General features: G+C 69.1%; 10 protein-coding genes. All 10 read left to right on the top strand.

Annotation, left to right across the window (positions count from 1 at the left end; genetic code table 11):
* Positions 1-88 precede the first annotated feature (88 nt).
* The 10 genes from JHN63_RS18670 to JHN63_RS18625 all read left to right on the top strand — a co-directional run bounded on the left by JHN63_RS18670 (position 89) and on the right by JHN63_RS18625 (position 13,513).
* A complete protein-coding gene (locus tag JHN63_RS18670; protein WP_200682217.1) occupies positions 89-2,713 on the top strand; it encodes a valine--tRNA ligase in 2,625 nt (874 codons plus the stop codon).
* Between the two features lie 147 nt (positions 2,714-2,860).
* Positions 2,861-4,348, top strand: a complete 1,488-nt coding sequence (locus JHN63_RS18665) for a folylpolyglutamate synthase/dihydrofolate synthase family protein (protein WP_200682216.1) — start codon at positions 2,861-2,863, stop codon at positions 4,346-4,348.
* Positions 4,349-4,354: 6 nt separating this feature from the next.
* Positions 4,355-4,720, top strand: coding sequence for a DUF4233 domain-containing protein (locus tag JHN63_RS18660; RefSeq protein WP_200682215.1), 366 nt, complete (start codon positions 4,355-4,357; stop codon positions 4,718-4,720).
* A 125-nt stretch (positions 4,721-4,845) separates the two neighbouring features.
* Positions 4,846-5,259, top strand: coding sequence for a nucleoside-diphosphate kinase (gene ndk, locus JHN63_RS18655; RefSeq protein ID WP_200682214.1), 414 nt, complete (start codon positions 4,846-4,848; stop codon positions 5,257-5,259).
* A 276-nt stretch (positions 5,260-5,535) separates the two neighbouring features.
* On the top strand, positions 5,536-6,555 hold the full coding sequence (locus JHN63_RS18650; RefSeq protein ID WP_019065566.1) for a rod shape-determining protein: 1,020 nt from the start codon (positions 5,536-5,538) through the stop codon (positions 6,553-6,555).
* A gap of 163 nt (positions 6,556-6,718) precedes the next feature.
* On the top strand, positions 6,719-7,660 hold the full coding sequence (gene mreC / locus JHN63_RS18645) for a rod shape-determining protein MreC (protein WP_200682213.1): 942 nt from the start codon (positions 6,719-6,721) through the stop codon (positions 7,658-7,660).
* 19 nt (positions 7,661-7,679) lie between these two features.
* The gene (gene mreD, locus JHN63_RS18640) at positions 7,680-8,348 is read left to right on the top strand and encodes a rod shape-determining protein MreD (protein ID WP_200682212.1); all 669 of its coding nucleotides are present in this window, start codon (positions 7,680-7,682) and stop codon (positions 8,346-8,348) included.
* 89 nt (positions 8,349-8,437) lie between these two features.
* Positions 8,438-10,702, top strand: a complete 2,265-nt coding sequence (mrdA, locus tag JHN63_RS18635) for a penicillin-binding protein 2 (RefSeq protein ID WP_200682211.1) — start codon at positions 8,438-8,440, stop codon at positions 10,700-10,702.
* Positions 10,699-11,895: a rod shape-determining protein RodA gene (rodA, locus tag JHN63_RS18630; protein WP_200682210.1), complete on the top strand. Its 1,197-nt coding sequence runs from the start codon at positions 10,699-10,701 to the stop codon at positions 11,893-11,895. The genes mrdA and rodA overlap by 4 nt, the downstream gene beginning before the upstream one ends.
* Positions 11,896-11,983: 88 nt before the next feature.
* The gene (locus JHN63_RS18625) at positions 11,984-13,513 is read left to right on the top strand and encodes a CYTH and CHAD domain-containing protein (protein WP_200682209.1); all 1,530 of its coding nucleotides are present in this window, start codon (positions 11,984-11,986) and stop codon (positions 13,511-13,513) included.
* The last annotated feature ends 23 nt before the right edge of the window (positions 13,514-13,536 follow it).

The raw sequence follows: 13,536 nt of genomic DNA, 5'->3' as shown, positions 1-13,536 counted from the left end.
GTCACAGGAACCGCATGGCATCGGGGGCCGCACCGTTACAGAACAAAGGCGTTTCGGGACACCCCCGGGACACCCCTAAACTGGGCCCGTGACCGAGAACGCTCAGCAGCAGCCACCAGCGCCCGACTCCGAACTGCCGACCCAGTACGCGCCGGCCGAGGTAGAGGGGCCGCTGTACGAGCGCTGGGTCGAGCGGGGGTACTTCGAGGCGGACGCGAAGAGCGAGAAGCCGCCGTACACGATCGTCATCCCGCCGCCGAACGTCACCGGCAGCCTGCACCTCGGGCATGCCTTCCAGCACACGCTGATGGACGCCCTGACCCGCCGTAAGCGCATGCAGGGTTTCGAGTCGCTGTGGCTGCCGGGCATGGACCACGCGGGCATCGCCACCCAGAACGTCGTCGAGCGCGAGCTCGGCAAGGAGGGCAAGTCCCGGCACGACCTCGGCCGGGAGGCGTTCGTCGAGCGCGTCTGGCAGTGGAAGGACGAGTACGGCGGCAAGATCCTCGGCCAGATGCGCCGCCTCGGCGACGGCGTCGACTGGACCCGTGAGCGCTTCACCATGGACGAGGGCCTCTCCCAGGCCGTCCAGACCATCTTCAAGCGGCTCTACGACGACGAGCTGATCTACCGCGCCGAGCGCATCATCAACTGGTGTCCGCGCTGTCTCACCGCGATCTCGGACATCGAGGTCGAGTACCAGGACGACGACGGCGAGCTCGTCTCCATGAAGTACGGCGAGGGGGACGACACCATCGTCGTCGCCACGACCCGCGCCGAGACGATGCTCGGTGACACCGCCGTCGCCGTCCACCCCGACGACGAGCGCTACAAGCACCTCGTCGGCCGGCACATCAAGCTGCCGCTCACCGACCGCACCATCCCGGTCGTCGCCGACACCCATGTCGACCCCGAGTTCGGCACGGGCGCGGTCAAGGTGACCCCGGCCCACGACCCGAACGACTTCGCCATCGGCCAGCGCCACGACCTCGAAGCGCTGACCGTCATGGACGAGCGCGGTGTCATCACCGTCCACGGCCCCTTCGAGGGACTGGACCGTTTCGAGGCCCGCTCCGCGATCGTCGCCGCGCTCCGCGCCGACGGCCGGATCGTCGCCGAGAAGCGGCCCTACGTCCACTCGGTCGGCCACTGCTCGCGTTGCAAGACGACCATCGAGCCGCGCCTGTCCATGCAGTGGTGGGTCAAGGTCGCCCCGCTCGCGAAGGCGGCCGGCGACGCGGTCCGCGACGGCCGCGTCAAGATCCACCCCCAGGAGATGGAGAAGCGCTACTTCGACTGGGTCGACAACCTCCACGACTGGTGCATCTCACGGCAGTTGTGGTGGGGCCACCGCATCCCGGTCTGGTACGGCCCGGACGGCGAGGTCGTCTGCGTCGGACCGGACGACGAGCCGCCCACCGGCGAGGGCTGGACCCAGGACTCCGACGTCCTGGACACCTGGTTCTCCTCCGGCCTGTGGCCCTTCTCGACCCTCGGCTGGCCCGAACAGACCCCGGATCTCAAGAAGTTCTATCCGACGGACGTCCTGCTCACCGGCCACGACATCATCTTCTTCTGGGTCGCCCGGATGATGATGTTCGGCCTGTACGCGATGGACGGCGAAGTCCCCTTCAGGACCATCGCGTTGACGGGTCTGGTCCGCGACCAGTTCGGCAAGAAGATGTCCAAGTCCTCGGGCACGGCGGTCGATCCGCTGGACTGGATGAACGCGTACGGCTCCGACGCCGTCCGCTTCACCCTGGCCCGCGGCGCCAACCCCGGTACGGACGTGCCGATCGGCGAGGACTGGGTCCAGGCGTCCCGGAACTTCGCCAACAAGATCTGGAACGCGACGCGCTTCGCGCTGATGAACGGCGCGACGACCGAGGGCGAACTCCCGCCCGCCGAGCGGCTGTCGGCCACGGACCGCTGGATCCTCTCCCGCCTCAACAAGACGGTCTCCCAGGTCGACGCGCTCTACGACGACTTCCAGTTCGCCAAGCTCTCCGACGCGCTCTACCACTTCGCGTGGGACGAAGTCTTCGACTGGTACGTCGAGTTGTCGAAGACCACGTTCATGGCGGGCGGCGAGCCCGCGAAGGTCTCCGGCCGCGTCCTGGGCGAAGTCCTCGACGTCACCCTGAAGTTGCTGCACCCGATCGTCCCGTTCGTCACGGAGACGCTCTGGACGACGCTGACGGGCGGCGAGTCGATCGTCGTCGCGGACTGGCCGAAGGACAGTGGCTTCCGCGACGAGGCCGCCGAGCGTGAGATCGAGACGCTTCAGCAGGTCATTACCGAGGTCCGCCGTTTCCGCGCCGACCAGGGCCTCCAGCCCGGCCAGCGCGTCTCGGCCCGCCTCACCCTGACCGGCACGGCCCTCGCCCCGCACGAGGCCGCCATCCGCCAGCTCCTCCGCCTCCAGCCGGAGGGCGACGCCTTCGCGGCGACGGCCACCCTGCCGGTCGGGGGTGCCACGGTCGCCCTCGACCTCTCCGGCACGATCGACGTGGCGGCGGAGCGGAAGCGCCTCGCGAAGGACCTGGCGGCGGCCGAGAAGGAGAAGGCCCAGGCGACGGCCAAGCTCGGCAACGAGGCGTTCCTGGCCAAGGCCCCGGACAACGTGGTCGACAAGATCCGAGGCCGCCTGTCCAAGGCGGACGAGGACATCGAGCGCATCAATGCCCAGCTGGACGGCTTGCCGCAGGCGTAAGCGTTTCTACGTGGGCGAGGGCCCCGGTGCTTCCTGGCACCGGGGCCCTCGCCTGTGTAGGGGATATGCGGCTCCGCCACGTGCGCGCGGCCGGCCTCCACCGGCCCGCAGACGAAAGAACACCCCAACCTCCGTAGACTGACCCATGTGACTGACAGCGACCCGTTCGACGAGATCATCGAGGCCGAGACAGACCGCGACCCCGACCTCGCGGTCATCGAGGCCGGCAGCCGAACCCTCCGTACCCAGGGCACCGGCGCGCCTCAGGCCGACGTACCCGGGCGCCCTGAAGACCCCGCCCTGGACAAGGCCCTGCGCGAGGTCGAGGCAGAGCTGGCCACCCGCTGGGGCGAGACCAAGCTGGAGCCCTCGGTCACCCGGATCGCCGCGCTGATGGACGTCTTGGGGGACCCGCAGCGGTCGTACCCCTCGATCCACATCACGGGGACCAACGGCAAGACGTCCACGGCCCGCATGATCGAGGCCCTCCTCGGCGCCTTCGAACTCCGCACCGGCCGCTACACGTCCCCCCACGTCCAGTCGATCACCGAACGCATCAGCCTCGACGGCGCCCCGATCTCCGCCGAGCGCTTCATCGAGACGTACGACGACATCAAGCCGTACATCGACATGGTCGACGCGCAGCAGGAGTTCAGGCTGTCGTTCTTCGAGGTGCTGACCGGGATGGCGTACGCCGCGTTCGCGGACGCGCCCGTCGACGTGGCCGTGGTCGAGGTCGGGATGGGCGGCACCTGGGACGCCACCAACGTCATCGACGCGGACGTCGCCGTAGTCACCCCGATCGATCTCGACCACACCGACCGGCTCGGCGGGACGACCGGTGAGATCGCCACCGAGAAGGCCGGGATCATCAAGCAGGACGCGACCGTGATCCTGGCGCAGCAGCCGGTGGACGCGGCGCAGGTGCTGCTGAAGAAGGCCGTCGAAGTCGATGCGACCGTGGCCCGTGAGGGGCTCGAGTTCGGGGTCGTGGCGCGGCACGTCGCCGTCGGCGGGCAGCTGATCACCCTGCGCGGGCTCGGCGGGGAGTACGAGGAGATCTATCTCCCGCTGCACGGGCCGTACCAGGCGCACAACGCGGCCGTCGCCCTGGCCGCCGTGGAAGCGTTCTTCGGGGTCGGTGCGCAGCGGCCCGATCCGCTCGCGATCGACACCGTCCGGAAGGCGTTCGCGTCCGTCACCTCGCCCGGGCGGCTGGAGGTGGTGCGGCGGTCGCCGACCGTTGTGCTCGACGCGGCGCACAACCCGGCGGGCGCCCGTGCGACCGCCGAGGCCGTGGCCGAGGCCTTCGACTTCAGCCGCTTGATCGGGGTGGTGGGGGCCAGCGGCGACAAGAACGTGCGCGGGCTGCTCGAAGCCTTCGAGCCGATGTTCGCCGAGGTCGTCGTCACACAGAACTCCAGTCACCGCGCGATGGACGTGGACGAGCTGGCGGGCATCGCCGTCGAGGTGTTCGGCGACGAGCGGGTGCAGGTCGAGCCGCGGTTGCCGGACGCTCTGGAGGCCGCGATCACGCTGGCCGAGGAGGACGGCGAGTTCGCGGGCGGCGGTGTGCTCGTCACCGGTTCGGTCATCACCGTGGGTGAGGCCCGACTGCTCCTGGGGAGGGGCTGACTTTCCGTGCGTACGCTCTGTTCTTCGACACTCATCGGCGAGTTCTTCGTGATCGGTTTCGCCGGTCTGGTCGCCATGAAGGACCCCGATCTGACCACGGCCACGGTGTGGACGGTCAGCGGGATCGCGATGTTCCTGTCCGTCGCGCTGTGCGCCGTGGTGACCCGGCCGGGCGGCATCGCGCTCGGCTGGGCGCTCCAGATCGCGCTCATCGCGTCGGGCTTCGTCGTCCCGTCGATGTTCTTCCTCGGGGCGATCTTCGCGGCCCTGTGGTGGGCGTCGGTGCACTACGGCCGGAAGATCGACGAGGCGAAGGCGCGGTTCGCGGCGCAGGCCGCGCAGGCCGACTCCGCCACTCCCGGCGCGGCGTGACCCCACTACACCTGACGTTGCGTAATGGGCGCATGGACACGCCCTGTAGCCTCGGCCTTGTCGTGAGACGACCGTGACACGACCGTGAGCCGACCCGCACCATCATGATCAGAAGGAGTCCCGTCGTGACCCAGCGCACCCTCGTCCTGCTCAAGCCCGACGCCGTTCGTCGTGGCCTGACCGGCGAGATCATCAGCCGCATCGAGCGCAAGGCCGGCTGGCAGATCACCGCGCTGGAGCTGCGCACCCTGGACCAGGACACCCTGGAGCAGCACTACGGCGAGCACAAGGGCAAGGTCTTCTACGAGCCGCTGATGGAGTTCATGGCCTCCGGCCCGGTGCTCGCCCTGATCGTCGAAGGCGACCGGGTCATCGAGGGCGTACGTCAGCTGGCCGGTCCGACCGACCCGATCGCCGCCGCGCCGGGCTCGATCCGCGGCGACTTCGGTGTCATCGTGCGGGAGAACCTGATCCACGCCTCGGACTCGGAGGAGTCCGCCGAACGCGAGGTGAAGATCTTCTTCCGGGGGCGTTCCTGAATCTCCATCAGTAACCCACATGCCTGACCAGGGACGGCCGCGATTTTCCGGCCGTCTCTTGGCATATGCGTGCCGATCGGGGGAACGAGTGCCCCCGTTGGGCCGTCTCCACAAGCGAGGCGCCGCCTCACATGCTGACAATGGCGAAGACCCTCGCGCAGTGTTCGTGATGGCGCGTCTACGATGGAAGCCTTCACGTCACTGCACCCACTTCGCCGACCTGAAAAGCCCTCAAAAGCTCCCAGGAAGGCCAGACGAATCCTGATGGGGAACTCAATGTCGTTCATCGGCCGTGACATGGCTGTCGACCTCGGGACCGCCAACACGCTGGTGTACGTCAGGGGTCGCGGGATCGTACTCAACGAGCCGTCCGTCGTCGCGATCAACACCAACACCGGTGGCATTCTCGCGGTCGGCTCCGAAGCCAAGAAGATGATCGGGCGGACACCCGGCAACATCGTCGCCGTACGTCCGCTGAAGGACGGTGTCATCGCCGACTTCGAGATCACCGAGCGCATGCTCCGCTACTTCATCCTGAAGATCCACAAGCGGCGCTATCTGGCCCGCCCCCGTGTCGTCGTCTGTGTGCCCTCGGGCATCACGGGCGTCGAGCGCCGTGCCGTCATCGAGGCGTCGTCCCAGGCCGGGGCCCGCCAGGTGCACATCATCGAGGAGCCCATGGCCGCGGCCATCGGTTCCGGCCTGCCGGTCCACGAGGCCACGGGCAACATGGTGGTGGACATCGGCGGCGGCACCACGGAGGTCGCGGTCATCTCGCTCGGTGGCATCGTCACCGCCCAGTCCATCCGCGTCGCGGGCGACGAGTTGGACAACGCGATCATCCAGCACATCAAGAAGGAGTACTCGCTCCTTCTGGGTGAGCGGACGGCTGAGCAGATCAAGATCACGATCGGTTCCGCTTATGACCTCGACGACGACCAGCACACCGAAATCCGCGGCCGGGACCTGGTCTCCGGTCTGCCCAAGACCGTCGTCATCTCCGCCGGCGAAGTCCGCAAGGCGATCGAAGAGCCCGTCAACGCGATCGTCGACGCGGTGAAGACGACCCTCGACAAGTGCCCGCCGGAGCTCTCCGGCGACATCATGGACCGCGGAATCGTTCTGACCGGCGGTGGAGCCCTGCTGAAGGGTCTCGACGAGCGGCTGCGCCGGGAGACCGGAATGCCGATCCACATCGCCGAGGACCCGCTGGACAGCGTGGCGCTCGGCTCCGGCAAGTGCGTCGAGGAATTCGAGGCGCTCCAGCAGGTTCTGGACGCCCAGCCGCGCAGATGACGTAACGCTTCGATTCCGCCGTACGGGATGATCCCCTCTCGTGCGGCGGATCGTTGATACGGAGGCATAGGCTCCGTCATAGGCCTCTGCATTCATCCGCTCGCACAACACCTGCATACCTGAACCTCTGCACATCTCTATGAGGAAGGCACGGCCGCCGCACGTGAGGGACACACGAGAGAGCCGGCTGCTCCTGGTGCTGCTGATCGCCGTAGCGTTCGCGTTGATCACGGTGGACATCCGGGGAGGGCAGGACTCGCCGGTCGACGGTGCCCGCCGGGCCGCGGCCACCGTGTTCGGCCCGATCGAGAACGGTGTGTCGTCCGCCGTCAACCCGGTCGGTGACGCGGTCTCCGCGGTCCGCGACTCCGGTGAGCGGCACGACCGGCTCGCCGTCCTGGAGAAGGAGAACGCGGCCCTCAAGGCGAAGCTCGGCAGCGACGACCGCAACCGCAGCCGCCTGACCCAGCTCGACAAGCTGCTGAAGGTGGCCGGCGAGGGCCAGTACGGCATCAAGGGCGCCCAGGTCATCGCCATAGGAGCGGCCCAGAGCTTCTCCTGGACGATCACCATCGACGTCGGCGCCAACGACGGCATCAAGCGCGACATGACCGTCCTGAACGGCAACGGACTGGTCGGCCGCGTCACCACCGTCGGCCCCGACTCCGCGACCGTCCTCCTCGCCAACGACCCCGACTTCACCGTCGGCACCCGCATGGAGGGCAGCGACGAACTCGGCTTCGCCTCCGGTGAGGGCGACGGCCCGCTGCGCGTCGAACTCCTCAACGGCAAGGCGGAGGTGAAGAAGGGCGACCGTCTGGTCACCTTCGGCTCGGAGGCCGACAAGCCGTTCGTGCCCGGTGTCCCGGTCGGTGTCGTCTCCCGCGTCGACCCCTCCGGCGGCGGCCTGACCCGCACGCTGTACGTCACGCCGTACGTCAACTTCACCAAGCTCGACATCGTCGGCGTGGTCGTCGAGGCCCCGAAGAAGGACCCGCGCGACACGGTCCTGCCGGCCAAGCCCAGGCCGACCCCGATCCCGACGGTGACCGTCACGGTCACCCCGTCCGCGAACGCGCCGGTCGACGGCCAGCAACAGCAGTAGGAGCTAGGAGCCCTTCCCCATGCGCGTCAACCGGATCCTGCTCTCCGTGCCGCTGGTCGTCGTCGCCCTCGTGATCCAGGTGAGCGTCCTCGCCCGCCTCCACCTCCCGGGCGCCGTCCCCGACCTGCTCCTCCTCACGGTCCTCGGCCTGGCCATGGTCTACGGCCATGTCGCGGGCTCGCTCATCGGCTTCGGCGCGGGCCTCCTCGCCGACCTGGCCCCGCCCGCCGACCACGCGGCCGGCCGCTACGCCCTCGTCCTGTGCGTCATCGGCTACCTCGCGGGCCTGGCGAAGCCGGAGAACGGCCGGCTCAAGTCGGCCACCGGCCCGATGGCCGTCGTGGTCGCCGCCGCGATCGGCGCCACCGTGCTCTACGCCGGTGTCGGCGCCCTCGTCGGCGACACCGCCGCCCGCCATGTCGGCCTCGGCAGCCTGCTGTTCACGGCCGCCCTGTACGACCTGCTGCTCGCCCCGTTCGTCGTCCCCGGTGTCATGGCGCTGGCCCGGCGCGCGGAGAACGACCCGCTCGCCGAGACCAACGCCGCCAAGTCGGCCGACATCTCCTCGGGTTGGCTCTCCTCCGGCACCGGCCTCAAGATCGGCGGCCAGCGCGGTGGCCTGCGGATGAAGACGGCCCGTGCGCGGGTGGCCCGGGCCGGGCGCATCAAGGGGGTCAAGCGGCTTTGAGGGCAGGGGAGTTGGCGCTCGGGCACACAGGTCCGTCGTATATGACTCATACACGCACGTACCCGCACTGAGAGGGGGAGGCAGCACCAATGACCAACATTCCGGAGACCGGACGGACTCCACGGGTCCAGATCAGGCTCGTCGTCATCCAGATTCTCGTCCTCTCCCTCCTCGGCACCCTCGGCGGGCGCCTCTGGTACCTCCAGATCCGTGAGGGCGCCGCGTACCAGAAGGAAGCGTCCGGCAACCACGTCCAGCAGGTCGTCGAGCCCGCGGTGCGCGGTTCGATACTGGACGCGCGGGGCGTGCCCCTCGCCGACAACGAGACCCGGCTGGTGGTCTCCGCCTCCCGCACCGACCTGCTGAAGCAGGCCGACGACGGCAAGGCCGTCCTCACCAAGCTGGCCGGAGTCCTGGGCCTGAAGCCCGAGGACGTCATCCAGAAGGTCCGGCTGTGCGACGCGAAGACCCCGCAGCCCTGCTGGAACGGCTCGCCGTACCAGCCCATCCCGATCACCGACGAGGCCACCGCCAAGCAGGCCCTCCAGATCCGCGAGCGCGCCGAGGACTTCCCCGGCATCACCGCCGAGCCCGAGGCCGTACGGCGCTACGCGGCCCCCGGTGACGCCAACGCGGCGCAGGTGCTGGGCTATCTCTCGCCGGTCACCGACGACGAGATCACCCAGGCCAAGGACTCCGACTCGCCGTATCTGCGCTCCGACCAGGTCGGCCGCTCGGGTCTTGAGCGCGAGTACGACAAGGAGCTGCGCGGCAAGGCCGGCGTCACCCGCTACGAGGTCGACAACCTCGGGCGCGTGATCGGCAAGGCCAAGTCCGATGCCCCGGAGCCCGGTTCGAACCTCGTCACCAGCATCGACGCCCGGGTGCAGCGGGTCGCCGAGTACCAGCTCGACAAGGCGATGAAGACCGCCCGCGAGCAGTTCGACAAGATCACCGGCGAGAACTACAAGGCCGACTCCGGTGCCGTGGTCGTGATGGAGGCCAAGACCGGCCGGATCGTCGCCATGGCGTCCGCGCCGACGTACGACCCGAACGTCTGGGTCGGCGGCATCTCCGCCAAGGACTACAAGAAGCTCACCGGCAAGAACTCCGACTACCCGCTGCTGAACCGGGCCATACAGGGTCAGTCGGCGCCCGGTTCGACGTTCAAGGTGGTCTCCACGGCCGCCGCGGTCGAGGCCGGCTACACGTGGGACGGCGGCTACCCCTGCACGAGTTCGTACTCGGTGGGCGGCCAGGTCTTCAAGAACTTCGAGGGCGAGAACTTCGGCCCCATCTCCCTGGGCCGCGCGCTCGAGGTCTCCTGCGACACCGTCTTCTACGGCCTCGCGGACGCCCAGTGGAAGAAGGACGGCGGCATCAACCCGAAGAAGGGTGAGCCCAAGGACTACTTCTACAAGGCGGCCCACCAGTTCGGCCTCGGCAAGACCACCGGCGTCGACCTCCCGAACGAGGTCACCGGCCGCATCCCGGACCGCAAGTGGAAGCAGGAGACCTGGGAGGCCAACAAGGCCTACTGGTGCAAGACCGGCAAGAAGGGCGGCACGTACGTCCAGCAGATCGCGTACGAGAACTGCCTCGAAGGCAACAAGATGCGCGAGGGCGACTCGATCAACTACTCCATCGGCCAGGGCGACACCCTCGTCACCCCGATCCAGGAGGCCATGATCTACGGCGCGCTCGCCAACGGCGGCACCGAGTACGTCCCGACCATCGGCAAGGCGATCGTCAGCGCCGACGGCAAGACCGTCACGGAGATCAAGCCCAAGGTGAAGGCCAAGCTGCCGATCAGCGCGGCCACGCACAAGGGCATCGACAAGGCCCTCGCGGGCGTGGTCACCAGCGGTACCGCCGCCTGGAAGTTCCAGGGCTGGCCGCAGGACAAGATCGAGCTGCACGCCAAGACGGGTACGGCGGAGGTCTACGGCAAGCAGACGACCTCGTGGTTCGCGACGTACACCAAGGACTACACGGTCGTCATGACGATCGCCCAGGCCGGTACCGGTTCGGGCGCCTCCGGTGAGGCCGTGCGCAACATCTACAACGCGATGTACGGCGTCCAGGCCGACGGCTCCATCGACAAGAAGAAGGCGATGCTGCCCACCCCGCAGAAGAGCCTCCCGAAGGTCCGCGCCGACGGCACGATCGCCTCCCCGAAGATCACCGCCGACCCGGCCAAGGAGCTGGAGAAGCAGCAGGAACAGGCGACCCAGGGCGGGGTCACGGCCGCGGACGACACCCAGCAGCCGGCCGTCGCGCCCTCGCCGTCCACCACCAACAGCAACACCCGAAGGCGCCCGCGCAGAAGGGGAAACCGGAGGATGCTCACATGACCGGCAACAGCTTCTCCGTCTCCGGATACGGGCCCGACCGGGCCGGCTGGACCCGGGTCTTCTCCCGTGACTCGCTGGCCCGCCGACTGGACTGGCCGATACTGCTCTCCGCGATCGGCCTGTCCCTGATCGGCTCGCTGCTGGTCTACTCGGCGACCCGCAACCGCACCGAGATCAACCAGGGCGACCAGTACTACTTCCTGATCCGGCACCTGATGAACACCGGCATCGGCATCGGCCTGATGATCGCCGTCGTCTGGGTCGGCCACCGCACCCTGCGCGTCATCGTCCCCTTCCTGTACGGCGCCTCGGTGCTCGGCATCCTGCTGGTGCTCACCCCGCTCGGCTCCACGGTCAACGGCGCGCACTCCTGGATCGTGCTCGGCGGCGGCTTCTCGCTCCAGCCCTCGGAGTTCGTGAAGATCACGATCATCCTGGGCATGGCGATGGTGCTCGCCGCCCGGGTCGACGCGGGCGACAAGCCCTACCCCGACCACCGCACGGTCCTCCAGGCCCTGGGCCTGGCCTCGGTCCCGATGATGATCGTCATGCTGATGCCCGACCTCGGCTCCGTCATGGTCATGGTCATCATCGTGCTCGGCGTGCTGCTGGCCTCCGGCGCCCCCAACCGCTGGATCTTCGGCCTGCTCGGCGCGGGCGCCCTGGGCGCGGTCGCGGTGTGGCAGCTGCACATCCTGGACGAGTACCAGATCGCCCGCTTCGCCGCCTTCGCCAACCCGAGCCTCGACCCGGCCGGCGTCGGCTACAACACCAACCAGGCCCGTATCGCGATCGGCTCCGGCGGCCTCACCGGCGAGGGCCTGTTCCACGGCTCGCAGACGACAGGCCAGTTCGTCCCCGAACAACAGACGGACTTCGTCTTCACGGTCGCGGGCGAGGAGTTGGGCTTCGTCGGCGCGGGCCTGATCCTCGTCCTCCTGGGCGTGGTCCTGTGGCGCGCCTGCCGCATCGCCCGCGACTCGACCGAGCTCTACGGCACGATCGTCGCCGCCGGAATCGTCGCCTGGTTCGCCTTCCAGGCCTTCGAGAACGTCGGCATGACACTCGGCATCATGCCGGTCACCGGTCTGCCACTGCCCTTTGTGTCGTACGGAGGCACGTCGATGTTCGCGGTGTGGGTGGCGGTGGGGCTGTTGCAGTCGATCAGGGTCCAGCGCCCCATGTCCGCCTAGCCGCTACCTGCGTATTCGCTCGGGTTTCCCCACGGTTCATTTGGGACGCCCCCTGCCATCCCGGCTCGTCAGCAACTAGATTCGGTTCATGGCGGACACCCAGCGCGAGATCGAGCGTAAGTACGAGTCCGACGAGAGTGGTCTGCCCGACCTGACCGGCGTCGCCGGCGTCGAGGCCGTCATCGACAAGGGTGTCGCGCACCTGGACGCCGTGTACTACGACACGGCCGACGAGCGGCTCGCCGCCGCCTCGCTCACCCTGCGCCGCCGCACCGGCGGTTCCGACGCGGGCTGGCACCTGAAGGTGCCGGTCGCGCCCGGGGTCCGCGACGAGATCCGGGAACCGCTCTCCGACACCGTGCCGCGCACCCTTGCAGGGCTGGTCCGCGCCCGGGTGCGCGAGGCCGAGCTTCAACCCGTCGTCCGCCTGCGCTCCGACCGCGACATACGGCACCTCGTGGGCGCGGACGGCGCGCTGCTCGCCGAGGTCAGCGTGGACGCCGTGCGCGCGGAGCGCCTCACCGACGGCGGCGGCACCGCCCAGTGGACCGAGATCGAGGTCGAACTCGCCGACGGCGGCGACCCGGTCTTCCTCGACAAGGTGGAGAAGCGGCTGCGCAAGGCGGGCGTACGGCCGTCGTCGTCCGCGTCGAAGCTGGCGCGGGCGCTGGCGGAGACGCGTCCGTCGGCTTCGGGCAAGAAGAAGCGCAAGACCTCCGCGCCGGCCCCGCAGGACCCCGTCACGGCCGGCGACCACGTCCTCGCCTACGTCCGCGCCCAGCGCGACGCGATCCTCGAACTCGACCCGGCCGTACGGCAGGACGCGTACGACTCCGTGCACCGGATGCGGGTCGCCACCCGCCGACTGCGCAGCACGTTCCGCTCGTACGGCAAGGTGCTCGACCGTACGGTCACCGATCCGATCGGTGAGGAACTGAAGTGGCTGGCAGGCGAGTTGGGGGTGGACCGCGACCGCGAGGTGCTGACCGAGCGCCTGACGACGGTCCTCGCCGAACTGCCCGACACCCTGATCTCCGGCCCGGTCCGCACCCGCCTGGACACGTGGGCGGGCGCGCGGCGCGGCGGGTCACGCAGCCGGCTGATCGGCGTCCTCGACTCCGAGCGGTATCTCACGCTCCTCGACACTCTGGACGCGCTGGTCGCCGAGCCGCCCCTCCTGAAGGACGCGGCCGGGGCACCGGAGAAGGTGATCGGCAAGGCCGTACGCAAGGACTTCGGGAAGGTCTCCGCGCTCGTGGAGGAGGCGATCGAGGCGCCGCCCGGCGCGGACCGTGACCTAGCGCTGCACGAGGCCCGCAAGAAGGCCAAGCGGACCCGGTACGCGGCGGAGGCGGCGACGCCCGCGCTCGGCGGCCCGGCCCGCGCGCTGGCGAAGTCCATGAAGTCGCTGACCAGCCTGCTCGGCGAGCACCAGGACAGCGTGATGGTCCGGGTGACCCTGCGGGAGCTGTCCGCGGTGGCGCACGCGGCGGGGGAGAGCTCGTTCACGTACGGGGTGCTGTACGGGCGCGAGGAGCAGCGGGCGGCGGCGGTGGAGGCGGCGTTGCCGGAGGCGTGGGCCGAGATCGTGGCCGAGGGGTCCGCGGCCGGGGCTTAGTCGGGGAGGGGGGAGGTCCGGGG

The sequence above is a fragment of the Streptomyces sp. MBT65 genome (genome assembly GCF_016612545.1).
In the GTDB taxonomy this organism is placed as follows: Bacteria; Actinomycetota; Actinomycetes; order Streptomycetales; family Streptomycetaceae; genus Streptomyces.
This window is presented reverse-complemented; position numbering and strand designations above follow the sequence as displayed.